The 24,960-nt window shown below is 67.5% G+C and carries 17 protein-coding genes; 5 read left to right on the top strand and 12 right to left on the bottom strand.

All coding sequences use genetic code 11. The features are described from left to right. Window positions 1-68: 68 nt before the first annotated feature. From AC56KW_RS18130 to AC56KW_RS18080, 11 genes are all read right to left on the bottom strand, one after another. The gene (locus AC56KW_RS18130; protein ID WP_497172074.1) at window positions 69-2,207 is read right to left on the bottom strand and encodes a S46 family peptidase; all 2,139 of its coding nucleotides are present in this window, start codon (window positions 2,205-2,207) and stop codon (window positions 69-71) included. Between the two features lie 579 nt (window positions 2,208-2,786). Beyond that, entirely contained in the window at window positions 2,787-3,599 is an 813-nt protein-coding gene (locus AC56KW_RS18125) for an EcsC family protein (protein WP_497172073.1), read from the bottom strand. A 39-nt stretch (window positions 3,600-3,638) separates the two neighbouring features. Continuing rightward, a complete protein-coding gene (locus tag AC56KW_RS18120) occupies window positions 3,639-4,616 on the bottom strand; it encodes an HDOD domain-containing protein (protein WP_497172072.1) in 978 nt (325 codons plus the stop codon). A 64-nt stretch (window positions 4,617-4,680) separates the two neighbouring features. Beyond that, the gene (locus AC56KW_RS18115) at window positions 4,681-6,087 is read right to left on the bottom strand and encodes an efflux transporter outer membrane subunit (RefSeq protein ID WP_497172071.1); all 1,407 of its coding nucleotides are present in this window, start codon (window positions 6,085-6,087) and stop codon (window positions 4,681-4,683) included. Window positions 6,088-6,122: 35 nt separating this feature from the next. Further along, window positions 6,123-9,392: an efflux RND transporter permease subunit gene (locus AC56KW_RS18110; RefSeq protein ID WP_497172070.1), complete on the bottom strand. Its 3,270-nt coding sequence runs from the start codon at window positions 9,390-9,392 to the stop codon at window positions 6,123-6,125. Next, a complete protein-coding gene (locus tag AC56KW_RS18105; protein WP_497172069.1) occupies window positions 9,389-12,484 on the bottom strand; it encodes an efflux RND transporter permease subunit in 3,096 nt (1,031 codons plus the stop codon). The genes AC56KW_RS18110 and AC56KW_RS18105 overlap by 4 nt, the downstream gene beginning before the upstream one ends. 46 nt (window positions 12,485-12,530) lie before the next feature. Next, window positions 12,531-13,907, bottom strand: coding sequence for an efflux RND transporter periplasmic adaptor subunit (locus AC56KW_RS18100; protein ID WP_497172068.1), 1,377 nt, complete (start codon window positions 13,905-13,907; stop codon window positions 12,531-12,533). Between the two features lie 251 nt (window positions 13,908-14,158). Then, a complete protein-coding gene (sppA, locus tag AC56KW_RS18095) occupies window positions 14,159-16,015 on the bottom strand; it encodes a signal peptide peptidase SppA (RefSeq protein ID WP_497172067.1) in 1,857 nt (618 codons plus the stop codon). A 29-nt stretch (window positions 16,016-16,044) separates the two neighbouring features. Further along, window positions 16,045-17,511 carry a sodium:solute symporter gene (locus AC56KW_RS18090; RefSeq protein WP_497172066.1) on the bottom strand — a complete coding sequence of 489 codons (1,467 nt, stop codon included), beginning with the start codon at window positions 17,509-17,511 and terminating at the stop codon, window positions 16,045-16,047. Between the two features lie 80 nt (window positions 17,512-17,591). Further along, window positions 17,592-18,023: a hypothetical protein gene (locus tag AC56KW_RS18085; protein ID WP_497172065.1), complete on the bottom strand. Its 432-nt coding sequence runs from the start codon at window positions 18,021-18,023 to the stop codon at window positions 17,592-17,594. 121 nt (window positions 18,024-18,144) lie between these two features. Further along, window positions 18,145-19,662 (bottom strand): NYN domain-containing protein, encoded by a 1,518-nt coding sequence (locus AC56KW_RS18080; RefSeq protein WP_497172064.1) that lies wholly within the window; start codon window positions 19,660-19,662, stop codon window positions 18,145-18,147. A gap of 236 nt (window positions 19,663-19,898) precedes the next feature. Between AC56KW_RS18080 and AC56KW_RS18075 the strand changes: the two genes are divergently transcribed. Both AC56KW_RS18075 and AC56KW_RS18070 read left to right on the top strand, forming a co-directional pair. Beyond that, window positions 19,899-21,830, top strand: coding sequence for a PAS domain-containing hybrid sensor histidine kinase/response regulator (locus AC56KW_RS18075; protein ID WP_497172063.1), 1,932 nt, complete (start codon window positions 19,899-19,901; stop codon window positions 21,828-21,830). A gap of 70 nt (window positions 21,831-21,900) precedes the next feature. Continuing rightward, entirely contained in the window at window positions 21,901-22,326 is a 426-nt protein-coding gene (locus AC56KW_RS18070) for a DUF7684 family protein (protein ID WP_497172062.1), read from the top strand. Window positions 22,327-22,340: 14 nt separating this feature from the next. Here the strand turns inward: AC56KW_RS18070 and AC56KW_RS18065 are convergent, their stop codons facing one another. Next, window positions 22,341-22,760 (bottom strand): DUF1810 domain-containing protein, encoded by a 420-nt coding sequence (locus AC56KW_RS18065; protein ID WP_497172061.1) that lies wholly within the window; start codon window positions 22,758-22,760, stop codon window positions 22,341-22,343. A 65-nt stretch (window positions 22,761-22,825) separates the two neighbouring features. Here AC56KW_RS18065 and AC56KW_RS18060 point away from each other — a divergent pair, with 65 nt between their 5' ends. The 3 genes from AC56KW_RS18060 (at window position 22,826) to AC56KW_RS18050 (ending at window position 24,899) form a co-directional block, all read left to right on the top strand. Beyond that, entirely contained in the window at window positions 22,826-23,047 is a 222-nt protein-coding gene (locus AC56KW_RS18060; RefSeq protein WP_497172060.1) for a DUF3820 family protein, read from the top strand. A gap of 73 nt (window positions 23,048-23,120) precedes the next feature. Beyond that, window positions 23,121-23,519: a response regulator transcription factor gene (locus tag AC56KW_RS18055; protein WP_497172059.1), complete on the top strand. Its 399-nt coding sequence runs from the start codon at window positions 23,121-23,123 to the stop codon at window positions 23,517-23,519. A 63-nt stretch (window positions 23,520-23,582) separates the two neighbouring features. Further along, on the top strand, window positions 23,583-24,899 hold the full coding sequence (locus AC56KW_RS18050) for a hypothetical protein (protein WP_497172058.1): 1,317 nt from the start codon (window positions 23,583-23,585) through the stop codon (window positions 24,897-24,899). Window positions 24,900-24,960 lie beyond the last annotated feature (61 nt).

Below are 24,960 nucleotides of genomic sequence, written 5' to 3'. Positions count from 1 at the left end.
CCGCCTGCGCGGGAACGACGTGTGTGGTGCAACTCAGGGGTCCGGCGCACCGACCTGCGAAGTCCCGGTTACTTCTTCGGGTACTTGATCGTCATTTCCTCGAGCAGGTTGTCGGCATGGTCGACTTCCTTCATTACCCACAGCATGTAACGGATGTCGACGTGGATCGCGCGCGTGATGGCGGTGTCGAAGTACCAGTCCTTGGTGATCGATTCATAGGTCGAATCGAAGTTCAGGCCAATCAGTTCACCGTTCCTGTTCATCACCGCCGACCCCGAATTGCCGCCGGTGGTATCGGCGCTCGACAGGAAGTTGACCGGTACCGTGCCCAGCGCCGCATCCTTGAACACGCCATGGCGCCTGGCCTGGATCGCTTCCTTGAGCGGGGCCGGCACGATGAACGGATCCTTGCCGGTTTCCTTTTCCAGGATGCCCTCGACCGTGGTGAACGGACCCTTGACCAGGCCGTCGCGCGGCGAGAACGCCGACACGGTGCCGAAGGTCACGCGCAAGGTCGAGTTGGCGTCCGGGTAGACTGGCTTGCCCTGCGACTTCTTCCATGCGATCACGGCCGACATGTACTGCGGGATCACGCGTTCCAGGTTGCCGTCGATCTCGTTGCGACGCTCTTCCAGCGCCATGCCGGCGTCGTGCAGGCGCACCGCGAGCTGGATGAACGGGTCGCCCGACTTGCGGAAGGCGTCCGGCTCCTTGCCGATCCACGCCAGGCGCTTGGCGGTGTCGGACAGCTCGCTCGACTTGTACAGCGTGCCGAGCGCGTCGTGCGCCGGCAACAGCGCATCCACGCCCTGCGGACGCAGCTTGGCATCGATGCGGGCATAGCGCACCAGCGCGGCGGCGTAGCGCGCCTGGTCCACCTGCGGCACGAACGATTGCTCCAGGCGGGTCAGGCGCGCCTTGATGAACGACAGGTCGCGTTCCTGGTAGCCGCTTTCGCGCTGGGCGTCCGGCTTCTGGCGCTCCAGCGCCAGGCGGTACAGCGTACGCGCGCTCTTGAGCAGATCGCTGTGGGTGGCTTCGAGCCAGGCCGCTTCCTGGCGCTGCAGCGCCATGTCCTGCGCGATCACGCCGTCGAGTTCCGCCAGCAGCCTGGAATTGGCGCCCGCATGCCCCTTCTGCCAGCCGCGGAATTCGGCGTCCTGCACGTCCTTGATGGCGGCGATGTCCTTGCGCGCGAAGCCGTCCAGCAGGCCCCTGGTCTTCTTGAGCACGTTGTTCAGGCCCTTGTCGACGCTGGCGTACGCTACACCCCAGGCCGGATTGCCCTGCGTCGCGGCGGCGATCACCGCCAGGTCGGCGGTGATGCTCGCGGCCTTGGCCGGCAGGTCGACATCGCGCGCGAAGCGGATCTCGCTCGGTAGCTTGTAGCGGCTGGTGCGGCCCGGGTAGCCGGCCAGCAGGATAGGATCACCATCCTTCAGGCCCTCGGCCGAGACCACCAGGAAATCCTTCGATTTGTAGGGCACGTTGTCGGGCGACGGGTCGGCCGGACGGCCATCCTTGCCGACGTAGGCGCGATAGAAGGCATAGTCGCCGACATGGCGCGGCCATTCGTAGTTGTCGATGTCGCCGCCGTAGTTGCCGATGCGGTCGGACGGCGCGTACACCAGGCGCACGTCGCGGATCATCAGCTGCTTGATGCGGTAGTACTCCAGGCCGCGGTGGAAGGCCGGCACCGAGCAGCGCGTCGACTTGTCGGTTTCGCACTCGGCCACCAGGTCCTTGATGCGCGACTGGACCAGCGCATGGCGCTCGCGGCCCGACATCGCGGGCGTGAGCCCTTTCAATACGCGCTCGGTCACGTTCTCGACCTTCTCGGTCACGTACACCAGCGTGTTCGGGCCGCCCGGCAGTTCGTCGGCGCGGGTCTTGGCCAGGAAGCCATCGACGATGTAGTTCTTCTCGGGCGTCGCGTTGCGCTGGATCGCGCCGTAGGCGCAATGGTGGTTGGTCACCACCAGGCCATCTGGCGACACGAAGGATGCCGAGCACCCGCCCAGCGATACGATCGCGCTCATCGGATGCTTGCCCAGGTCGGCCAGTTTCTCGGCCGGCATCGTGATGCCGATGCGTTTCAGTTCGGATTTCAGTTGCGGCAACTGGTGCGGTTGCCACTGGCCTTCGTCGGCGAAGGCGGCGCCGGCCAGCCCCAGGAGGGCGACAGGCAAGAAGACGGATTTGAACAAGACAGGTCCCCGAAAACAAAAAAACGATGCGCGAGTATATCGCCGTTGTGTAACAGTCGGGGAGTTTTGTGCCGTAATGACAGGCGCCAGGAAGGGTACCCGGTCGGCTTCGACATTGCCTCGTATTGGCGCGCGAAGGAGCTGCAGCACGACCTGGTCGTGATTCCCGACGGGTATCGACGCCAGGATGCGCCAGGGCAGGTGCCGAAGGAGCATATCGAGGCCGGCCCGGTGCGCGAGAACGTGCTGCTGCAGCGCCGGCCGGGCGACAGCGGCGGCATGCCCGACACGCGGCTGGCCAACCACGCCGCACGATCCGCGCCAGCAAGGCCCCGATCGGCAACGACCGCGCTGCGCTGCGCCAGGCCTTCGGCGCGGCCGAGTTCCAGGTCGCGCGCGACGGCCTGCGGCGCTTTTCGTAGTGGCCGGTTGGCCGGGTTTCCCGGGTACGGTAGCGAAAATCCGCTGTCCTTGCGGGCGGATGCGATGCGGTACACGGCCAGGGAAAGCGGCCGCGTTCGGGTCTGCCCCGATCTGTCGACGCAATCACGGTACGGTCGACGCGGCTACGCCGCCAACCTATGTGAGCAGTCCGGGCGGCTGGCGGTCCAGGGCGATCGCCTCGTACTGCCGCCTTACCACCCCCTCCCCATACAGGCGCTCGAGCCTGCGCACCGCGAAATGCCCGCGGCTCATGTTCTGGAAATGATCGACGAACAGCAGGTTGACGGTCGCGCCGCCCACGGCGCCGAGCGCTGGCACCAGCATCGCGGCCGCCTTGTGCGTCACCTGTACCTGGAAACGCGCCGCAACCGTGGCGATCAGGCGCAGCAGCGCCGGCGCGGTGGCGGCATTCACCGACTTGGCCGCCAGCGCCTGGGTCGCTTCGCTGACCGCGCGCGCCAGCGCGATGCGCATCGCGAAATAACCCGAGTCGGCCGCATCGTCAGCGCCGCCCGGCCCACCCATGGCCAGGATGCGCAGGCATTCCAGCCGCGTCTCGACATCCTGCGGCCGCTCGCCGTTGGCGCGCGCGATCTCGGCGACCGAGCGCAGCATGATCACGGTGGACAAAGGCAGGTCGACCAGCAGCCCGGGCAGGCCGAAGGCGCCGCCCACGCCCCCCGACACACTGGCGGCGAACTTGTGCAGGCGTGGATATGCCGTTTGGCTGCCGCCGTCCGGCAGCGTCGACAAGGCGCCGGTCATCGCATACTGCAGCGCGCTCTCGGTCGCCCCGCCGACGCGCTTTTGCCACGGCGCCGGCAGGCGTTCGATGACCGCCTCGATCGGCGAGCCGACCAGGTTGCTGATGCGCGCGGCCAGGCCGGGATTCTCGAGCAGGCGCTTGGCCTCGTGCAGCTCGGCCAGGTGTTCGGCATTCATCTTCATGGCGATCTCCCTTTGAAAAAAGGTGATGCGGCGCGGCAATCAGCCCGGCAAGTCGGTCAGCTTGCCCAGGCAGCGACGTTCGACACTATCCAGCCCCTCGGTGGCCAGCGCGTCGTCCTCGCGCAGCACATGGGCGTCGAGCAGCACACGCAGCTTGGCTAGCTGGTCGCCGCGTTCAACGGCGCGCGCCAGCGGCGATGCGTCCGGCTGGCCGGCGCCGGCGATGCCTTCCACCACGTCGCGCGGGAATTCCCAGGTCGCGGCAATCGCCGACGACAAGCCACGGCTGACATCGAACAGCCGCCGTCCGAAGTCGCTGGAGCCGGGGATCCTGCCAACCTCGTTGCCCGACTCCACCGCGCGCTCGGCCAGGCGAAACGCCACCACCAGCCCCAGGCTCTGCATCAGGCCGGCCAGGTAGGCTTCGAACACGCCGGCGCCCAGGCCCGGCGCCAGCAGGCTCGACGCCAGCGCGCATTTCTCGGACTGGTTCCAGACCAGGGGCGCGGCGTGGCGCGCGAAGCCCTGGTCGGCCATCTTGATCAACGGCCGGAAGGCGATCCTGGCCAGCAGCATGCGCAGGCCGTTCTGGCCGATCATCATCAGGGCGGCGTCGAGCGATTTCACCGCCTGCAACGGCCGGTAATAGGCGCTGTTCGCCTCGCGGATCACCTCGGCCACCAGCACCAGGTCTTGCCCGACCTGGCGCGCCAGGTCGCCGTTCGAGACCTCGTCGCCGGCCAGGTCGCGCAGCAGCTTCGGGATCAGCTCGGGCACACGCGGCACCAGGCCGCTGGCGGCGAGCGGGTCGGCCGCCAGGGTGCGCACCAGGTCGAGGATGTGTTCTTCGACCTCCGGGCCGGCCTGGTAGCCGCCCGCTGCGGTGAGCCAGCGGTAATAAGCGGCGTCGACCTGGACGCCGTAGTCGTCTTGCGCCGCTTTTACCTGCGCGGCAGCGCCGGCGGCGGCGGGCGCCTTGTCGGCGCTGCCCGACATACGATTGATCCAGTTTTTCATGGCCTGTGCCTGACGATCGTTAATCGCAGCATTGTAATGCCTGGCGCATGCGACGTCGCGCCGGCTAGCGGGCGGCCGTCGCCAGCGCGCTGTCCTGCCAGCCGCCGCCCAGGGCCTGGATCAGCGACACCGCCGCCGTCTGGCGGTCGGCCTGCACCTGCACCAGCGAGCGGCGCGCATTGAGCGCCGTCACCTGCGCCTGCACCACCTCGGTGTAACTGACCTGCCCCGCCTTGTAGCGGTTCAGGATCTGCTCCTCGACCAGTCCCGCCGCCTCGGCCGCCTCGGCCCGCAACTGCTGCTGCTGTTCCAGCACGCGCGTGGCCGACAGGCCGTTCTCGATGTCGGCGAACGCCGTCAGCACCACCTGGCGGTAGCGCGCCACCGTGGCCTGGTGGCGGGCCTCGGCGCCTTCCACGCTGGCGCGGGTGGCGCCGGCATTGAAGATGGTCTGGGCCGCCGACAGGCCGAACGACCAGGCGGCGGCGGACGCCGAGAACAGGTCGCCCACGCGGCTGCTGGTGTTGCCATAGTTGGCCGACAGACCGAAGTTGGGGAAGTAGGCCGAGCGCGCGATGCCGATGTCGGCATTGGCCGCCGCCACGTCGCGTTCGGCGGCGGCGATGTCGGGACGGCGCTGCAGCAGCGTCGACGGCACGCCGACCGGCACGTCCGGCACCGACACATGCCATGGCGCCGGCGGCAGCGCGAAGGTCGAGGGGGTCTGGCCGACGAGCACCGCGATCGCATGTTCGAGCTGGGCGCGCTGGTTCTGCAGGCCGAGCGCGTCGCTGCGCGCATTGGCGAGCTGGGTCTGGGCCTGCAGCACGTCGGAGCGCGCCGCGATACCGGCCTCGAAACGGTTCGAGGTGATTTGCAGTACCCGCTCGTAGCCTTCGATGGTCGAGGCCAGCATCTCGCGCTCGGCGTCGGTCTGGCGCAGCGAGAAGTAGTTGATGGCCAGCTCGCCCTGGGTCGCGAGGATGGCGCTGGCCAGGTCGGCGGCGGTGGCCTGCGCGCTGGCCTCGGCCCCGGTCACGGCATTGCGCAGCCGGCCGAACACGTCCGGCTCCCAGCTGGCGCCGATCTGCAGGCGGTAGGAGTTCGCCGCGCCGCGGTTGACGCCGTTGTCGCCGCCGCCTGAGCGGTCGGCGCCGGCGCCGAGCGACACCACCGGGAACAGCGACGCGCGCTGCTGCGCCACCAGCGCGCGCGCCTGGGCGTAGTTGGCCAGCGCCACCGCCACGTCCTGGTTGGCGCTTTCCACCTGTTTCGCCAGGCGATCGAGCTCGGGGTCTTCGAACAGGGTCCACCAGGGGCCGCGCGCGAGCGCATCGGCGGGCGCCGCCGGCACCCAGCCTTCGGCTTCCTTGTAGGCCCCCGGCAGCGCGGCGCCGGCGGCAAGCGGCTCGGGACGTTCGTAGGCGGGTCCGACGGCGCAGCCGGTGATGGCTGCCGCGAGAGCGAGCATGGAAAGACGCAATGGGAGCTTATATGGCATGGGAATCATGGTTTGACCAGCGATGGACCCGTGTCGTCGTCATGCGGATGACGGGTCAGGTTGTGTTCGTCGGGCTTGCGGGTACGCAGCTTGTCGAGCAGGACGTAGACCACTGGCGTGGTGAGCAGGGTCAGGAGCTGGCTCGCGACCAGGCCGCCGATGATGGCGATGCCAAGGGGGCGGCGCAGCTCCGAGCCTTCGCCGAAGCCGATCGCCAGCGGCAGCGCGCCGAGGGCCGCGGCCAGGGTCGTCATCAAGATGGGACGGAAGCGCAGCATGCAGGCTTCGCGCACCGCCTCCATCGCGCTCAAGCCCCGCGCGCGCTCGGCCTCCAGTGCGAAGTCGATGATCAGGATCGCGTTCTTCTTGACGATGCCGATCAGGAGGAAGACCCCGATCAGCGCGATGATCGAGAACTCCATCTTGAACAGCAGCAGCGCCAGCACCGCGCCCACGCCGGCCGACGGCAGCGTCGACAGCACGGTGATCGGGTGCACCAGGCTCTCGTAGAGGATGCCCAGTACGATATAGATGACGATGATCGCCGCCAGGATCAGGAGCGGCTGCTCCTTGCTCGACTCTTGCGCCGCCGCGGCGGCGCCGGCGAAGCTGCCGCGCACATTGGTCGGCATGCCGATGTCGGCCTCGGCCTGGCGCACCGCCGCTTCGCCGTCGGCCAGCGTGAAGCCCGGATTCAGGTTGTACGAAACGGTGGTCGACAGCTCGCCGTCCTCATGGCTGACCGAGGTCGGCGTGGAGCTTTCGGCGAAGCGCGCGATCGCGCTCAGCGGCACCATCGTGGCGGCGTTGCCGGCCAGGGCCTGGCCGCCGGACGGATCGCGCGCCGCGGTCAGGTTCGCCGTCGCCGAAGTCGATGCGCCCGCTGCGCCGGCGGCGGCGGCCGTGCCGGTGCTCGCCGACACCACGCCCGAGGATCCGCCGGTCGGCCGTGCCGGCACGTAGACATCCTTCAACGCCTCGGGCGACTGCGCATAGTTCTGCGCCACGCCCATCACCACATGGTACTGGTTCAGCTCATCGTAGATGTTCGCCACCTGGCGCTGGCCGAAAGCGTTGTAGAGGGCATTGGTGACGTCGCGCGTGCTGATGCCCATGCGCGCCGCCGACGCCTTGTCGATGGTGACGAAGGTCTCCACCCCATTTTCTTCCAGGTCGGTGTCGATGTCGACCAGCGCCGGCTGGGCCTTCATGGCCTCGCCCAGGCGCGCCGCCCACGACTTGAGCGCTTCGGCGCTGTCGCTCTTGAGCGTGTACTGGTAAGTCGAGTTGCTCGAGCGCCCGCCCATGCGCAGGTCTTGCACCGGATTGAGGAAGATCGTGATGCCGGTGATCTTCGCCATCTGCGGACGCAGGCGCGCGATCACGGCCTGGGCCGCGACGTCGCGCTCGCCCACCGGCTTCAGGTTGACGAACATGAAGCCTCCGCCGGCGCGGCCGCCGCCGGTGAAGGCGACCACGGTCTCGACCGCCGGGTCCTTGCGGATGATCTCGACCAGCTGGTAGATCTTGGCCTGCATGGCCGTGGACGAGATACTCTGGTCGGCGCGGATGCCGCCATTCATCTGGCCCGAATCCTGCTGCGGGAAGAAGCCTTTGGGGGCGCTCGAGAACAGGTAGACGTTCAGCGCCACGGTGAACAGCAGGATGATCATCACCAGCAGCTTGCTGTCCAGCGCCCAGTCGAGCGCGTGCTCGTAGACGCGCAGCACGCGCGCGAAACCGTTCTCGGACCAGCGCGCCAGGCGGCCGGGCGGCTTTTCCTTGTCATCCTTGCGCAGCAGCCAGGCGCACATCATCGGCGTCGTGGTCAGCGAAATCACCAGCGAGATCAGCACCGCCGCCGACAGCGTCACGGCGAACTCGCGGAACAGCCGGCCCACCTGGCCGCCCATGAACAGCAGCGGGATGAACACCGCCACCAGGGACAGCGAAATCGACAGCACGGTGAAGCCCACTTCGCGCGCGCCCAGCAGCGCGGCCTGCATGCGGTCCATGCCGTTCTCGATATGGCGCGCCGTGTTTTCCAGCACCACGATGGCGTCGTCGACGACGAAGCCGGCGGCCACCGTCAAGGCCATCAGCGACAGGTTGTTGAGCGAGAAGCCCAGCGCGTACATCACGCCGAAGGTGCCCAGCAGCGACACCACGGTCGCCACCGCCGGCACCACCGTGGCGCGCAGGCTGCGCAGGAACACGCTGACCACGCCGACCACCAGCACGATCGAGAGCACCAGTGTGAATTCGATCTCGTGCAGCGAGGCGCGGATCGAGTTGGTGCGGTCCGAGGCCACCGCCAGGTTGATATCGCCCGGCAGCTGCGCTTGCAGGGATGGCAGCAGCGCGCGGATCCCGTCCACGGTCTCGATCACATTGGCTTCGGGCTGGCGCGTGACCAGCACGATCACCGCCGGCTGGCCGTTGAACAGGCCCAGCGTGTAGATGTTTTCGGGGCCATCGAACACGCTGGCCACGTCCGACAGGCGCACCGCGGCGCCGTCGCGCCAGGCGACGATCAGGTCCTTGTAGTCGCTGGCGCTGCGGCCGTCGCCGCCGGCCGGCTGCGAGTAGATCTGCAAACGGTTGCCGCCGGCCTCGATCGACCCCTTGGGGCGGTTCGGGTTGCTGGCCTGGATCGCGGCGCGCACATCCTCGCTTGATACCCCATAACGGTTCATCGCGTACGGAATCAGTTCGACCCGCACCGCCGGCAGCGAGCCGCCGCCGATTTCCACTTCGCCCACGCCCTTGACCTGGGCCAGGCGCTGCTGCACCAGGTTCGATACCGACTCGTAGATCTGGGCCGGGGATCTGGTTTTCGAGGTCAGCGCCAGGATCAGCACCGGGGCGTCGGACGGGTTGGCCTTGCGATAGGTCGGATTGCTGCGCAGGGTCGCCGGCAGGTCGGCGCGCGAGGCATTGATCGCCGCCTGCACTTCGCGCGCGGCGGCGTCGATCTGGCGATTGAGCTCGAACTGCAGGTTGATGCGGGTCGAGCCGGTGCTGCTGCGCGATGTCATCTCGTTGACGCCGGCGATCACGCCCAGGCGCCGTTCGAGCGGCGTGGCGACGCTCGAGGCCATGGTCTCCGGACTGGCGCCCGGCAGCGAGGCCGACACCGACACGGTCGGATAGTCGACCTGCGGCAACGGCGCCACCGGCAGCACGAAATAGGCCGCGATGCCGGCCAGCGCCAGGCCCAGGGTCAGGAGGACCGTGGCGATCGGGCGCTCAACAAAAGGACGCGACAGGTTCATGCGCCCGCCCCTTCTGTCTTGTGCGGCGCCTTGCCGGTCCAGCGCCGTGCGGTGCGGTCGAACGCCAGGTAGATCACCGGCGTGGTAAACAGCGTCAGCAGCTGGCTCAGGATCAGGCCACCGAAGATGGCCAGGCCCAGCGGCCGGCGCAGCTCGGCGCCCTCGCCCGTGCCCAGCATCAGCGGCACCGCCGCGAACAGCGCGGCCAGCGTCGTCATCAGGATCGGGCGGAAGCGCAGCAGCGCGGCCTGGCGGATCGCGTCCAGCGGCGACTTGCCCTCCTCGCGCTCGGCCTCGATCGCGAAGTCGATCATCATGATCGCGTTCTTCTTGACGATGCCGATCAGGAGGATGATGCCGATGATGCCGATCACGCCCAGTCCCTGGCCGCTGACCCATAGCGCCAGCAGCGCGCCGACACCCGCCGACGGCAGCGTCGACAGGATCGTCATCGGGTGGATGTAGCTCTCGTAGAGCACGCCCAGCACGATATACACGCAAACGACGGCGGCCAGGATCAGCCACAGCTGGTTCGACAGCGAAGCCTCGTAGGCGCCGGAAGCGCCGAGGAAGGTCATGCTGACCGAGGCCGGCATGCCGATCTCCTCGGCCGCGGCGCGGATCGCGCTCACGGCGTCGCCCAGCGAGGCGCCCGATGCGGTGTCGAAGCCCACCGTCGCCGCCGGGTACTGGGCCACGTGGATCACCTGCAGCGGCGCCTGGCGCTCGCTGATGGTGGCGATCGCCGACAGCGGCGTCGGCTGGCCGGAACCGGTGCGCAGCTGCAGGCGGCCGAGGGCGGCGATCGACATCGCCTCATCCTGCTGCGCTTCCAGGATCACGCGGTACTGGTTGGTCTCGGTGAAGATCGTGGACACGATACGCTGGCCGAAGGCGCTGTACAGCGCGTCGTCGATCGAGGCGGCCGTGATCGACAGGCGCGAGGCGGTGTCGCGGTCGATGTCGATGAAGGCGGCGGCGCCCGTCGCGCCGGCATCGGTGACGGCCGTGCGCAGCTCCGGCAGGCTGCCGATTCTTTGCGTGAGCTTGCGCGCCCATTCGTTGACGGTGGCCTCGTCGGCGCCCTCGATCGACAGCCGGTACTGGGTCGGTCCGCTCTCGGCATCGATGGTCAGGTCTTGCGTCGGCTGCAGGAACAGCTGCAGGCCCGCCACATTGGCCACGCGCTGGCGCAGGCGCTGCATCGTCTCCATCTGGTCGCCGCGGTCGGCCTTCAGGTTGATCAGCATGGTGCCGGTATGCAGCATAGTGTTGTTGGCCGCATCGACGCCGACATACGACGCCACCGAGGCGACCTCGGGATCGGCCATGATCTGGCGCGCCGCTTCCTGCTGCAGCCTGGCCATGTCGGTGTACGAGATCGACTGGCGCGCCTGGACCCGCGCCTGCAGCTGGCCCGTGTCCTGGGTCGGGAACAGGCCTTTCGGGATGATCATCCACATCAGCGCGGTCAGCACCAGGGTGCCCAGCGCAACCAGCAGGGTCAGGCCCTGGCGTTTCAGCACCCAGCCCAGCATCACGTCGTAGCGCTCGATGACGCGGTCGAAGAACGCCTGGAACCGAACCGCGAACCTGTTCGGCTTCTCGTCTTCATGGCTGCGCAACCAGCGCGCCGCCATCATCGGCACCAGGGTCAGCGAGACCACGCCCGAGATCAGGATCGTGATCGCCAGCGTGACGGCGAACTCGCGGAACAGGCGTCCGACCACGTCGCCCATGAACAGCAGCGGAATCAAGACCGCGATCAGCGAGACCGTCAGCGAGATGATGGTGAAGCCGATCTGGGTCGCACCCTTGATCGCGGCGGCCATGGGCTTCTCGCCCTTCTCGATATAGCGCGCGATGTTCTCGATCATGACGATCGCATCGTCGACCACGAAGCCGGTGGCGATCGTCAGCGCCATCAGCGACAGGTTGTTCAGGCTGTAGCCGAGCAGGTACATCACGCCGAAGCTGCCGATCAGCGAGATCGGCACGGCGAGGCTGGCGATGATGGTCGCGCGCAGGCTGTGCAGGAAGGCGAAGATCACCAGCACCACCAGCACCACGGCCAGCAGCAGCTCGATCTGCACGTGCTTGACCGAGGCCCGGATGCCGGTGGTGCGGTCGCTCAGCACGTCCATGCGCAGGGCGGTCGGCAGGCCGGCCTGCAGCTCGGGCAGGCGCGCCTTGATGGCGTCCACGGTGGCGATCACGTTGGCGCCCGGCTGGCGCTGCACGTTGAGGATGATCGCCGGCTTCATATTGGCCCAGGCCCCCAGGCGCACGTTCTCGGCGCTGTCGACCACGTTCGCCACGTCAAGCAACTTGACGGGAGCGCCGTTACGGTAGGCGACGATCAGGTTCTCGTAGTCGGGGACGGTGACCAGCTGGTCGTTGGCGTTGATCGCATACGAGCGCGTCGGGCCGTCGAAACTGCCCTTGGCGCTGTTGGCGTTGGCCGCGCTGATCGCCGTGCGCAGCGTGTCCAGCCCCAGGCCGTAGGACGCGAGCGCCTCGGTATCGGCCTGGATCCGCACCGCCGGGCGCTGGCCGCCCGACAGCGAGACCTGGCCCACGCCCGAGACCTGGCTGATCTTGAGCGCCAGGCGTGTGTTGACGAGGTTCTGCACCTCGGTCAGCGGCAGCGTGTCGGAGGTGATGGCCAGGGTCAGCACCGGCGCGTCGGCCGGGTTGACCTTGGCGTAGACCGGCGGCGCCGGCAAATCGGTCGGCAGCAGCGAGCCGCCGGCATTGATCGCGGCCTGCACTTCCTGCTCGGCCACGTCGAGCGTCTCACCCAGCGCGAACTGCAGGGTGACGATCGAGACGCCGGCGGCGCTGGTGGAACTCATGCGGGTCAGGCCGGCCATCTGGCCGAACTGGCGCTCCAGCGGCGCGGTGACGGTGCGCGCCATCACTTCGGGGCTGGCGCCCGGGTACAGCGTTTGCACCTGGATGGTCGGGAAGTCGACCTGCGGCAGGGCGGAGAGCGGCAGGAAGCGGTAGCCGACCAGGCCCGAGAGCACGATCGCCAGCATCAGCAGTGCGGTGGCGACAGGGCGGTTGATGAAGGGGGTGGAGGGGCTCATGGAATGCTCCCATGGCCCGCACCATTTGCCCGGCGAGACCGCAACATCATTGCTGCGCTCCCTGGGCCGGGCGACCCTGGCCTTGGCCTTGGCTCTGTCCTTGACCCTGTCCTTGACCCTGGCCACGTCCCTGGCCTTGTCCCTGACCGCGCGCGCCCGCGCCGGCCGGACGATCGCCCGGCAGCACCACGCTCGCGCCATCGCGCAAACGGTCGGCGCCTTCGGTGATCACCTGCTCGCCCACTTTCAGCCCGCTGGCGATCTGCACCTTGTCGACCGTCGCCTGTCCGCGCGTGACGGTGCGCAGCGCGACCGTGCGCTCCTGGGGATTGAGCACGTAGACGAAGTCGCCATTGGCGCCATGGCGCAGGGCCGTCACCGGCACCACGACGGCATTTTGCAAGGTATTGACGGTCAGGCGCAGGTTGACGAACTGGCTGGGAAACAGCTGGTTGTCGGTGTTGGCGAAGCGCGCCTTGGCGCGCACGGTACCGGTTTGCGTGTCGACCTGGTTGTCGAGCGCGATGAAGCTGCCGGTCGCCAGCGCATCGGTGCGGGTGCGGTCCAGGGCGGTCGCCGGCAACTTGCCGCCCTGCGCGATGCGTGCCTGCAGCGCCGGCAGGTGGTCTTGCGGCACCGCGAATTCGACGTCGATCGGCGACAGCTGGGTGATGACGGCGATGCCGGCCGCGTCGCCACTGCCGACCAGGTTACCGACATCCACCGTGCGCAGGCCGACGCGCCCGCCGATCGGCGCACGCACCGTCGCGTAATCGAGGTTCAGCTGGGCCGTGCCCTCGGCCGCCTTGTTGGTCAGCACCGTGCCTTCGAGCTGCTTGACCAGCGCCGCCTGGGTATCGACTTCCTGGCGCGCGATCGAGTCCTGCTCCAGCAGGGTACGGTAGCGCGACAGGATCAGGCGTGCGCTCTCGAGCTGGGCCTCGTCGCGCTGGCGTTGGCCGCGCGCCTGCAGCAGCGCCATCTCGAACGGGCGCGGATCGATCGTTGCCAGCACCTGGCCGACCTTGACCAGCTGGCCTTCGGTGAAATGGATTTTCTGGATGACGCCCGACACCTGCGGACGCACGGTGGCGGTGGCCGCGGCGACCACGGTGCCCAGCGCCTCCAGGTTCACCGGAATATCCGCCTGCGCGGCAGTGGCCACGCCGACCGTGGTGGCCGGGCCGCCGCGTCCACCCGGACCGCCCGGACCGCGACCGCCGCCGGCGCCCCCAGGGCCTCCCGCCGCCATCCCCGGCCTGCCCGGACCGCCAGGCCCGGCCGCCGGCTGGTGCGTGAGCGACCAGGCCAGGTAGCCCAGCGCCGCCATCGACAGCACGGCGATCGCGCCGCCGATGATGCGGGTGCGCCTGGTGCGCGCTGGACGGCTGGTGGTTGGATGGGTCGGGGAATGCTGGTCCATGCTTATCCTTGTTCGCTATAAATGCTAATTGCACAATACGGGTCACGATGACTTTAGCATGGCCGTTTCGTGAGATATGTTTCGTAACGTACATTGCTCTTCCGTTGAAACCACCGTTCCGAGCCTCCTTTAACGCCGATTTACACGGTTCGCCCCTAATTAGGCGCAGTAAACGGAAAACGGGCGCGAAATTGCCTTCCGCGCCCGTATTTACACTGTATTAATCAGTTACAAACTGCTTACATCATGCCTTACCAATTGCCGCAGAAGCAGTGGGCCACGGCGGCGAATGGCTTGCGTTCGGCGGTCAGCTCGGACAGGAAGGCCATGTCCTGCGCCACTTGGCTGACCGGCCCGGCCGGGATCGCCTGCTCGACCAGGCCCAGCTTGACCTGGATCGTCATCGCCTGCGCCGCCGAGGCGCCCGCCATCTGCAGGAAGCGCTCGACGCGCGTCACCGGACGCTCGACATAGACCACGCGGTAATCCTTGGCCAGCTTGGCGCGGCCGGCGGCCGACGCCAGCGCGTCGTTGTAGCTCCCCAGGCGGTCGACCAGGCCACGTTCCTTGGCCTGGGCGCCGGTCCAGACGCGGCCCTGCCCCACTTCGTCGATTTTCGCCTGCGTGGTCTTGCGCGCCGCCGCCGCCTTGCTGGTGAAGTCGGCATACACGTTGTTGATGCTCTGCTGGACCAGCTTTTCGAAACGCGGATCGAGTGGTCGCAGCGGATTGTAGGCGTCGGCCAGCCAGGTGGTGGTCACGCCCCCGGTGCGCACGCCCAGCTTGTCGGCCACCTTGTCGGCGGTCGGCAGCAACGCGAACACGCCGATCGAACCGGTGATGGTGGCCGGGTCGGCGATGACTTCATCGGACGACATCGAGATCCAATAGCCGCCCGAGGCCGCGACGCTGCCCATCGACACCACCACCGGTTTGCCGGCTGCGCGCGTCAGTTCCAGTTCGCGCCGGATCAATTCGGAGCCATAGGCGCTGCCGCCGGGCGAATCGACGCGCAGCACCAGGGCCTTGATCGCATCGTCCTCGCGCGCCTGGCGGATCAGGTTCGCGGTGGCGCGGCCCCCGATCACGCCGGGACCGCCGTCGCCATCGGTGATGGTGCCGGAAGCAACAATCACGCCGACCGCATCGCCGAACGCTTTCTGTGGGTGGCGCGAAAGATAATCGTAGAAGCCGACCTGGCGGAACGACTTGATGCGTTTTTCATAGACGCCGCGCTTGATCATCAGGTCGCGCAATTCATCGCGGGTCTTGAGGCCGTCGACCAGCCTGGCCTGCAGCGCGACCTTGGCGGCGCTGCCACCGGCCGCCTCCATGCGCTCGGGCAGCGTGTCGATCAGCGCGCCCAGTGCGCCGCCGGGCAGCTTGCGGTTTTTCTCGACCAGGCCCGTATAGCCGGCCCACATCGCGTTGTACAGGAAGGCGTCGGCCTCGCGCGCGGCGTCGGAAGGGCCGTTGGCGATATACGGTTCGGCCGCGCTCTTGTAGGTGCCGACCTTGACCAGGTTGACCGTCACGCCGACCTTGTCGAGCGCGTCGCGGTAGTAGTTGCGGCGCCCGCCGAAGCCCTCGATCATCACCATGCCCATCGGGTGCACATACACCTCGTTGGCGTGCGAGGCGACCAGGTAGCGCTTCTGGTCGTACTGGCCGCTCCAGGCCACGACCGTCTTGCCGGCCTTCTTGACACGGTCCACCGCGGCGCCGAACTCGCGCAGCATGGCCATGCCGCCGCCGTTCATCTCGTCGAGCAGCAGCACCACGCTCGAGATGTTGGGGTCGCGCGCGGCGTTGTCGAGCACCAGGATCACGTCGCGCAGGCGCACGGTGCGCTTGCTGTCGCCACCCACGTTGTCAAGCACCGTGTCGCGCAGGGTGGTTTCGTACTGCTCGACCAGGTCGCCCTTGACCTCGACCACCAGCGCCGTTTTGTCCGACAGCGGCTTGACGCCGCCGCCGACGAACATCGCGATGATGATGATCAAGAGCAGCAGGAACAACAGGTTGAAGAAGGTGCGGCGGGTCACGTCGAGCGCGGTCCACAGGAACACGAACCCGCGCCGCAAGGCGTAGAGAGGCTTGAAGGCCATCGAAACTCCAGTAAAGGTTGAGGCAAAAATCAGGCCGGCCGTGCTGCCGTGGCAGCCGCCGGGCGCGAAATCGCATACAAGCCGGCAAACACCAGTATGCCGTTAATCATCAGCAACTCCAGCCCGAGTCGGTACGAGCCGAGCAGGTAAGCCTGATTGTACTCAAGGATCGCGCACAGGACGGGCGCGCCGATCGTCACCAGCGGTACCAGCCCGTCCTTCGGCATGCGCCCGGTCAGCATGCCGAAGGCGAACAGGCCGAGCAAGGGCCCATAGGTGTAGGCGGCCAGCTTGAGGATCACGCCGATCATGCTCGGGTTATCGGCCGCCTTGAAGCCCAGCACCAGCAGCAGGAACAGGAAGGCGAAGCCCAGGTGCACGCGGCGGCGCAGGCTTTCGGCCTGGGCCTGCGACAGGTCGGGGCGGCGCTTGATGCCCAGCAGGTCGATACAGGTCGACGAGGTCAGCGCCGTGATGGCGCCATCGGCGCTGGGGAACAGCGCCGAGATCAGCGCGATCAGGAAGATGATCTGGATTGCAGCCGGCAGGTGGCCCATCACCACGGCCGGGAAGATCTTGTCGCCGCTGGCCGTCACGCCGGCCAGCGGCGCATACAGGTACAGCAGACCGCCCAGGAACAGGAAGGACAGCAGCACCACGACCAGCACCGCGGTCAGGGTCAGCATGTTCTTTTGCGAATCCTTCAGGGTCTTGACCGAGATGGTCTTCTGCATCATCTCCTGGTCCATGCCGGTCATGGTGATCGTGATCAGCGCGCCGGCGATGATCTGCTTGAGCCAGAAATTGGGGCTGTCCACGTCATGCGTGAAGATGTTGGCCAGGCCCTGCGACTGCATCTTGGTCAGGCTTTCGGGCACCGACATATCCAGTTCGCCCAGCAGGATCCAGACGCAGGCGAACAGGCCGAACAGCATGCCGCTGGTCTGCAGCGTGTCGGTCCAGACGATGGTCTTGACGCCGCCCTGGTAGGTGTACAGCAGGATCATGCCCAGCACGACCAGGGTGCTGAGCCAGAACGGCACGCCCAGGCTGTCGAGGATGATCGCCTGCAGGATGTTTACGACCAGGTACAGGCGCGCGGTGGCGCCGAGCAGGCGCGAAACAATGAAGAATCCGGCGCCGCTCTGGTAGGCGCGCCGGCCGAGTCGCACGTCGAGGTAGTGGTAGATGGACGTCAGCTGCAGGCGGTAGTACAGCGGCAGCAGGACGTAGGCCACGGCGATGTAGCCGATCACGTAGCCGATCACGATCTGGGCGTAGCCGAAGCCGTCCACGCCGACCGCGCCCGGCACGCTCACGAAAGTCACGCCGGACAGCGTGGTGCCGACCATGCCGAAGGCGACCAGCATCCAGTTGCTGCTCTTGTTACCGATGAAGAAGCTGTCGTTGTTGGCGCCTTTCGAGGTGGCCCAGGCCACGCCGAGCAACAAGGCGAAGTAAGCGATGAGGATGCAGAAGAGGAGTAACGGGGACATGGTGTACCGAGGTTGATGTTTCGCTCAGCAATATACACCGTCCTCCGGCGTGGCCCAAGGGCCGGCGCTGCGGCTTGCCGTCAGATCTCTTCGCCGCGCACCCGCATGAAGGGGCCGATGCAGGCCTCGATCGACGCCTCTGCGCACAGCAGGAACAGCTTGCCCGTTGGGTGGAAACGCACGAAATGGGTGGCGTTGGCGCCCGGTTTCATGACGTTGCCTGAGCAATCGGGCTTGCCATTGTCCTTGGTGACGCGGTCGGTGAGGCGATAGAAGCCTTCGGCGTCGGGCTGGTTCGGAATCGTGTAGACGCTTTCGGAAATCTCGGCGGCGCTGGTGACCAGCGTGGTGCCGTCGGCGCGGAAGCGGTAGGTTTCTCGGCAGCCGGTATCGGGCACCTCGAGACGCCAGATGCCGAGGATGGGATGATCGGACGCCGGGCCCTTCTGCGCCAGCGCCGGCAGGCAGGCGCCATACAGGGACAACAGCAACAGGCTGGCAACTGCGCGCATGGCGGGCTCCTTCGACGCGGCCGGACGGCGCCGGTCCGGGAATCGGACGGGCGATGCCATTATCCCATCGCAGGTGGTGCGATGGCGCACGCGCGGCGCATGCCGCGCGTGGCCTCGGCAATCAGCCGTTCTCGGTGCCGGCCTTCGGCTTGGCCGGGCGGCGGCTGCGTGGCGCGGCCTTGCGCGCCGGCGCCTTGTGGGCCGGACGGGCGGATTTCTTGCGCTCGGATTTGGCGTCGGCTTCGGCTTCGCCGTCGGTATCGACCGGCTCTTCCGCTGGCGCGGCGACCGCCTCGAACTCCGGCTCCGCCGGCGCTTCGACCGCGGCTGGCGGCGCGGCTGGCGCTTCGGCGGCGGCTTCCAGCGCGGCCTGCTCGGCCAGCTTCTTGGCGGACGGCTTGCGCGGCGTGCGGCGGCGCTCCTTGACCGGGGCCGGAGCTTCTTCGGGCGCCGGCGCGGCTGCCCCGGCCCCCGGCGCTTCCGGCGCGCTCACGAACAGCGTCGGCTGCGATGCCGGCTGCTCGATGGCGTCGGACCGTGCCTCTTGCCCGGCCGCGGATTCGAGCGCCACCGGCTCGAGCAAGGCCGGAATCGGCGCGGAGCTCGACGCCGATTCGCCACGACCACCCTGCTTGCGGCCACCACGGCCGCGGCCGCGGCGGGTGTCCGGCTTGGCCGTTTCTTCGGGCTGCGCTTCGAGCGGGGCCAAGGCCTCGATCCCGTCCTGGCCTACGGCATCCGGGAACTGGACGACGTCCTGCAACGCGGACTCGACGCCCGGCGCCAGCAGCGGCGCGTTCGCGCTGCGGTAGACATAGGTGCCCGATTTCTCGTCGCGGCCGAATTCGAACAGGCCGCGGGTCTGCGCTTCTTCGAGCAGGTTGCCGAAGGTGCGGAAGCCGTAATACGTCTCGGAAAAGTCGGGGCGGCGGCGCTTGAGGGTGTCTTTCAGCAGCGAGGCCCAGATCTTGCCGGTATCGCCGCGTTCGGACACCAGGGCGTCGAAGGTTTCGACCACCATGTCCAGCGCCTGCACCTTGCGCGCCTCAAGTTCTTCCTTGCGCTTGTCGTCGCTCGCACCTGCCGTGGTGCCCGGGCGGCGATTCGACTGGCCCTTGCGCGCCTCTTGTTCTTCCTTGCGCTTGGCGGTGGCGCGGTTCTTTTCGCGTACCAGGTCATCGTAGAAGATGAATTCGTCGCAGTTGGCCACCAGCAGGTCGGACGTCGATTGCTTGACACCGACGCCGATCACCTGCTTGGCGTTCTCGCGCAGCTTCGACACCAGCGGCGAGAAGTCGGAGTCGCCGCTGATGATGACGAAGGTGTTCACGTGCGACTTGGTGTAGCACAGGTCGAGGGCGTCGACGACCAGGCGGATGTCGGCCGAATTCTTGCCCGACTGGCGTACATGCGGAATCTCGATCAACTCGAAGTTCGCCTCGTGCATGGCGGCCTTGAAGCCTTTGTAGCGATCCCAGTCGCAATACGACTTCTTGACCACGATGCTCCCCTTGAGCAGCAGGCGCTCGAGCACCGGCTTGATGTCGAATTTCTCGTAGTTGGCGTCGCGCACGCCCAGGGCGACGTTTTCGAAGTCGCAGAACACCGCCATGCTGATGTTGTCGGAAGATGAGGCCATAGATTGTTGTTTTCTGGTAATGAAAAGACGAGCGTACGGCGATTATACGCAACCGGGCCGCTTGTATACGGCTCTGGTCAACCGGAATGTGGCCAGGCCACGCTACATGGCCTTCGTTCCCGGCGCGACTTCTGGTACTCCCATGCGGGCGTAGCGGGATGACGAACGCCCCAATTGTCCCTTTGACACTCTCACTTTCGGCCTATAATTCCGGCTCCCGTGACCGGTTTTCGACGATGCTCCCTTCTACCCTGTTCGAGTCAGCCTTCAACAGCTCGCCCTTCGGGCACTACCTGCTGTCGCCCACGCCTGACGCGGTCATCCTCGCCGTCAACGATGCCTTCCTGAAGGCTTCCGCGCGCACGCGCGAGGAGCTGGTCGGGGTCAGCCTGTTCCAGGCCTTTCCCGCCAATCCCGACGATCCGGAGGATACGGGCGAGGCGGATTTGCGCGCCTCGCTCGCCAAGGTGCGCGCGACAGGCCTGCCCGACACCTTGCCGGCGGTGCGCTATCCGATCCCTGTCATGCTGCCTGGCGGCGAGACGGTGTTCGAGGAACGCTTCTGGACCGCGACCAGCACGCCGATCTTCGGCCCCGATGACCAACTGGTCTGCATTTCGCACAGCAACAGCGACGTGACGGCCCAGGTGCGCTCGGAGGCGGCCATGCGCGAAAGCGAGAAGCGTTTCCGGGCGCTGACCAATGCGACGGCCGAAGTCATCTATCGCATGAGTCCGGACTGGACCCAGTTGCGCCATCTCGAGGGACGCGGTTTTCTGAAGGACGCCGCCGACGCCACCAGCTTCTGGCTGGAAGAGTACATTCCCGCCGAGGACCAGGCGCGGATGCACGCGGAAATCGCACGCGCCATCCGCGACAGCGCGGTGTTCGAACTCGAGCACCGGGTACGGCGCGCCGACGGCAGCTGCGGCTGGACGCTGTCGCGCGCGGTGCCGATGTTCGACGCCGATGGCCAGGTCTACGAATGGATCGGCGCCGCCAGCGATATCACCGAGCGCAAGGCGTCGGAAGAAAAACTGCGCGAGGCCGACCGCCGCAAGGACGAGTTCCTGGCCATGCTGGCGCATGAGCTGCGCAATCCCCTGGCGCCGATCGGCGCCGCCGCCGAACTCCTGCAGCGCATGAAGCTCGACGAGGCGGTCATCAAGCGCACCAGCCAGATCATCGTCCGCCAGGTCGGCCACATGACGGCGCTGATCGAGGACTTGCTCGACGTCTCGCGGGTCACGCGCGGCCTGGTCGAGCTGGACTGCGCACCGCTCGACGTCGGCGCCGTGCTGCACGAGGCCGTGGAACAGGTCGCGCCGCTGATCCAGGCGCGCCGCCACGACCTGGCGCTGCGCATGCCGCCGCCGGGCACGACCGTCGCGGGAGACCGCAAGCGCCTGGTGCAGGTGGTCGCGAACCTGCTCAATAACGCCGCCAAGTACACGCCGGAAGGCGGGCGCCTCGAGGTCGCGTCGAACATCGATGCCGGGCAGCGCCTGTGCATCGACGTCATCGACAACGGCATCGGCATGGCGCCCGAGCTGTCCGCGCGCGCCTTCGAGCTGTTCGCCCAGGCCGAGCGCTCGTCCGACCGTTCGTCGGGCGGCCTGGGGCTGGGCCTGGCGCTGGTAAAGAGCCTGGTCGAACTGCATGGCGGCGCGGTCGCCTGCGACAGCGCCGGCGCCGGCCATGGCAGCCGTTTCTCGATCTGCCTGCCGCTGCTCGCGCGCCAGGGGGGCGACACCGCCCCGCCCGGCGAAGGACTGCACGCCGCCGCGGCGCCGGAGTTGCTGCGCGTGATGGTGGTGGACGACAACGTCGATGCCGCGGACACCCTGTCCATGCTGCTGGAATCAAGCGGCCACCGGGTGGCGGTCGAATATGATGCATTGCGGGCGCTGGATTGCGCGCGCCGATTCCTGCCCCAGGTCTGCCTGCTCGATATCGGCCTGCCCGAAATCGACGGGCTCGAGCTCGCGCGGCGTCTGCGCGCGCTGCCGGAAGCGAAGCCGGCGATGCTGGTCGCGGTCACCGGCTATGGCCAGGAGCGCGATCGCGAGCAGATCCTGGCCGCCGGCTTCGACCATCACCTGGTCAAGCCGATCGATATCGCGCGGCTGTTCACGCTGCTGGAAGGCGCGGCTGCGCCGGCCGCCTGAACGCGGCGCGTCCTTCCACGATCCGCGCCGGGCGGCGATAATGCCGCCAATCTTTTCCGGTACCCTCACCATGCAAGCACACAAAGCCCATTACCTGCAGCTGCGTCCCCACGACGCCCTGCCCGACCTGAAACACCTGGCGCCGTTCATGGCGGTGGTCGTGATCGACGACGACAGCGACGAGATGTGGCGCTGGGACGTGGCGCGCTGGCTGGTCGATGGCGGCTGCCGCTACATGCTGGCCTGGGGCAAGGAGTGCGCGAGCTGGAACGAAGCGGTCGAGGACGCCGCCCTCGAAGCGCATGACTACGACGACGTCGCTCCCGAGCAGACCGTGCTGACAACGGCGCACGAGGATGAGGACCTCGACGAGGTATTCTGGTTCGCGCGCCACCGCGCCAGCCATCCGGCGCTGCGCTTTTCCACGGCGCTGATCCTGCACGTGGCCGTGCGCGGCCGGCCGGACGAATTGCTGGCGCAGTTCGCCGACGCCTGAGCGCCATCTTTCAGCTACTGGACCCGCGCCAGCGTTTCAGGGTCCGGCTCGCCATCGAAGTATTTGTCGATGCAGGCCTGGAACACCGCCTCGTCCGGCGCCACGTCGGCGAACAGCGTCATCGACGAACGAAACTTGAGGTCATCCGGATGACCGAAGATGTCGTGCGCCGACGGCCCCTCGAGCGCCGCCACGATGCCGGCGCACTCGCGCAGGCGCCTGCCCAGCACCGGATGGGCCAGGTAGGCGGCCGCCTCGTCCTCCGAGGCGATGGCATAGCGCCGCGCCATCTCGCTGCTGCCCAGGCCCTGGAACTGTGGAAAGACGAACCACATCCAGTGGCTGCGCTTGTGCCCGGCCCGCAGTTCGGCCAGCGCGCCGGCATAGACCGGCTCTTGCGCCACGACAAAGCGCGCCAGATTGAATTCATCCATGATATTGCCCTCCCCTCGACACCGAAATGCTACAACGTGATCGTTGTTTGCTAAAGTGCCGCACGATGAACGCTGAACACCTGCACCTGCTCCTGGCCCGCGACATGCCCTATGGTAAATACAAGGGCCGCAAGCTCGCCGACCTGCCGGGCCACTACCTGGGCTGGTTCGCGCGCGAAGGCTTTCCACGCGGCGAACTGGGCCAATTGCTGGCCCTGATGTATGAACTCGATCACAATGACTTGCGCGGCTTGCTCGACCCGCTGCGCGCCATGCAGAATAGGTAGTACCCTCTAGCAAGAGACTTCCCGGAATTCGCTTGGGCATCGGTATAATCGAACATTCAACGAAGAATCCACCATGCTCAACGAACACGCTCCCGCGCCCCTGGTTCTGGTGGTCGAGGACGACGACCACATCGCCCAGGTATTGCGCTTCATGCTCGAACGCCAGGGCTATCGTGTCACGCACCTGGCCGACGGCCGCGCCGCGAGCGAGTACGTGGCCGCCCCGCCCGAAGTGCCCGACCTGGTCTTGATGGACGTGATGCTGCCCTATCTCGACGGCTTCGAGATCGTCGCCCTGGCCCGTGCAAGTGCGGTCTGGACAGCGGTGCCGATCCTGATGCTGACTGCCAAGAACACCGAGCGCGACACCGTGCGCGCGCTCGACGCCGGCGCCAATGACTTCGTCAGCAAACCGTTCCAGCCGAACGAGTTGCTGGCGCGCGTGCGGCGCCTGCTGCTGACGGCCGCCTGAGCCTTTCCATGGCCCCGTCCCAAGCGGGCGCGGCGGAACTTTTGCCTCGCTTACACTCGGGGCATGTCGAACTATCATCTTTTATCGCTTCCACTGCTGCTGTCGGCGCTGTTCGCGCCGGCCCAGGCAGCGACCCTGCTGCTCTGCCCCGGCGCCCCGCTCGCCTCGCCCGGCGCCGTCACCCAGGACTACACCACGCCCATGGGCAAGCGCATGCGCGCCATCGTCACCGAGGCGCCGGGCAAGCCGGCACCCGGCTGCAGCGCCGTGCCGCTGAAGGTGGCGGCCAGCGGCGTCCAGGCCTTGCACTTCCTGCCGCCCGACGCGGCGCCCGGCGCCACGATCCGGCTGCAGGGAGAAGAACAGAACAAGGAGTTCACCATCACCGGCCATACGCTCGGCAGCGAGCGGCCCGCGCCCGTGACGCCTGGCCTAGCCACGCAGCGGCCCGACGACGCCGCCGACGTGCGCGAGCGCGCCCCGCGCGCGACCTGGGCCTGGAGTCCGAACGCGTGGCGCGAACGCGCCGATGTCATGCTCGACTGGGCCGCCGGCCAGCAGATGGGAGAGCTGTTCATCAATGTGCCGGTGCGCGCCGGCCGCGTGGCCGAACCGCAAGCGCTGGCGGCCTTCGTGCGCCAGGCGGCCAGCCGCGGCATCGTGGTCACCGCCTTCGAAGAGGGCCCCGAACTGATCCTGCCGACCTCGCGCGACGACGCCATCGGGCGGATGCGCGCCTACGTCGCCTATAACGCGCAGGCCGGGGAAAATGAGCGCCTGGAGGGCGTGCAGTTCGACGTCCAGCCCCAGCTGCTTGGCGCCGACAAGCTGCCGCAGGCCGCGCGCGAGGGCCATTACCTCGACCTGCTGCCCGCGCTGCGCCAGGCGGCCGGCAAGATGAAGCTCGAATTCGTGGCGCCGGTAGCATGGAGCGGCGAAGAAGCACTCCTGCGCGGCCTGGCGCGCCATGCCGACGCGCTGACGGTGCGCAACTACCGCACCGATCCCGACGAGATCCGGCGCAATGCGGCGCCGTTCCTGGACTGGGGCGTCAAGCACGGCAAGACGGTGCGCATCGCGCTCGAGGCCGGACCGGCCGGCATGGGCGTGGAGCGCCACTACCGGCGCGTGGGTCCGGGCGCGAAAGGCGAGCTGCTGCTGTTCGACATCGGGGGGCAGAAGGTGTTGATGCTGGTGAAGGTGCCCGCGGCGCAGGACGAGGCACGGGCCTATGTGCTTGGTGGGCGGCGCGACATCGCCGGTTCTGCCACCACCTTCCATTTCGACAAACCCGCGCTCATGCGCCTGCTGCCGCAGCTCGAACGCACGTTCGGCGCGTGGAAAAGCTTTGGCGGGATGGTGGTGCACGAACTGCGCTAAGCCAGCTCGTGCGCAGTGCGCCATCCCCCGCGCCTGTTGTTTGTGGCGCTGTCACAGCCAG

The organism is Telluria sp. RT2P19 (assembly GCF_059685725.1).
This window is presented reverse-complemented; position numbering and strand designations above follow the sequence as displayed.

Excerpts from the sequence above, each read along its gene's own strand:
- AC56KW_RS18125 (WP_497172073.1), bottom strand. The coding sequence starts at position 3,599 with ATGAAGATGAATGCCGAACACCTGGCCGAGCTGCACGAGGCCAAGCGC.
- AC56KW_RS18120 (WP_497172072.1), bottom strand. The coding sequence starts at position 4,616 with ATGAAAAACTGGATCAATCGTATGTCGGGCAGCGCCGACAAGGCGCCC.
- AC56KW_RS18115 (WP_497172071.1), bottom strand. The coding sequence starts at position 6,087 with ATGCTCGCTCTCGCGGCAGCCATCACCGGCTGCGCCGTCGGACCCGCC.
- AC56KW_RS18110 (WP_497172070.1), bottom strand. The coding sequence starts at position 9,392 with ATGAACCTGTCGCGTCCTTTTGTTGAGCGCCCGATCGCCACGGTCCTC.
- AC56KW_RS18105 (WP_497172069.1), bottom strand. The coding sequence starts at position 12,484 with ATGAGCCCCTCCACCCCCTTCATCAACCGCCCTGTCGCCACCGCACTG.
- AC56KW_RS18100 (WP_497172068.1), bottom strand. The coding sequence starts at position 13,907 with ATGGACCAGCATTCCCCGACCCATCCAACCACCAGCCGTCCAGCGCGC.
- sppA (WP_497172067.1), bottom strand. The coding sequence starts at position 16,015 with ATGGCCTTCAAGCCTCTCTACGCCTTGCGGCGCGGGTTCGTGTTCCTG.
- AC56KW_RS18090 (WP_497172066.1), bottom strand. The coding sequence starts at position 17,511 with ATGTCCCCGTTACTCCTCTTCTGCATCCTCATCGCTTACTTCGCCTTG.
- AC56KW_RS18085 (WP_497172065.1), bottom strand. The coding sequence starts at position 18,023 with ATGCGCGCAGTTGCCAGCCTGTTGCTGTTGTCCCTGTATGGCGCCTGC.
- AC56KW_RS18080 (WP_497172064.1), bottom strand. The coding sequence starts at position 19,662 with ATGGCCTCATCTTCCGACAACATCAGCATGGCGGTGTTCTGCGACTTC.
- AC56KW_RS18075 (WP_497172063.1), top strand. The coding sequence starts at position 19,899 with ATGCTCCCTTCTACCCTGTTCGAGTCAGCCTTCAACAGCTCGCCCTTC.
- AC56KW_RS18070 (WP_497172062.1), top strand. The coding sequence starts at position 21,901 with ATGCAAGCACACAAAGCCCATTACCTGCAGCTGCGTCCCCACGACGCC.
- AC56KW_RS18065 (WP_497172061.1), bottom strand. The coding sequence starts at position 22,760 with ATGGATGAATTCAATCTGGCGCGCTTTGTCGTGGCGCAAGAGCCGGTC.
- AC56KW_RS18060 (WP_497172060.1), top strand. The coding sequence starts at position 22,826 with ATGAACGCTGAACACCTGCACCTGCTCCTGGCCCGCGACATGCCCTAT.
- AC56KW_RS18055 (WP_497172059.1), top strand. The coding sequence starts at position 23,121 with ATGCTCAACGAACACGCTCCCGCGCCCCTGGTTCTGGTGGTCGAGGAC.
- AC56KW_RS18050 (WP_497172058.1), top strand. The coding sequence starts at position 23,583 with ATGTCGAACTATCATCTTTTATCGCTTCCACTGCTGCTGTCGGCGCTG.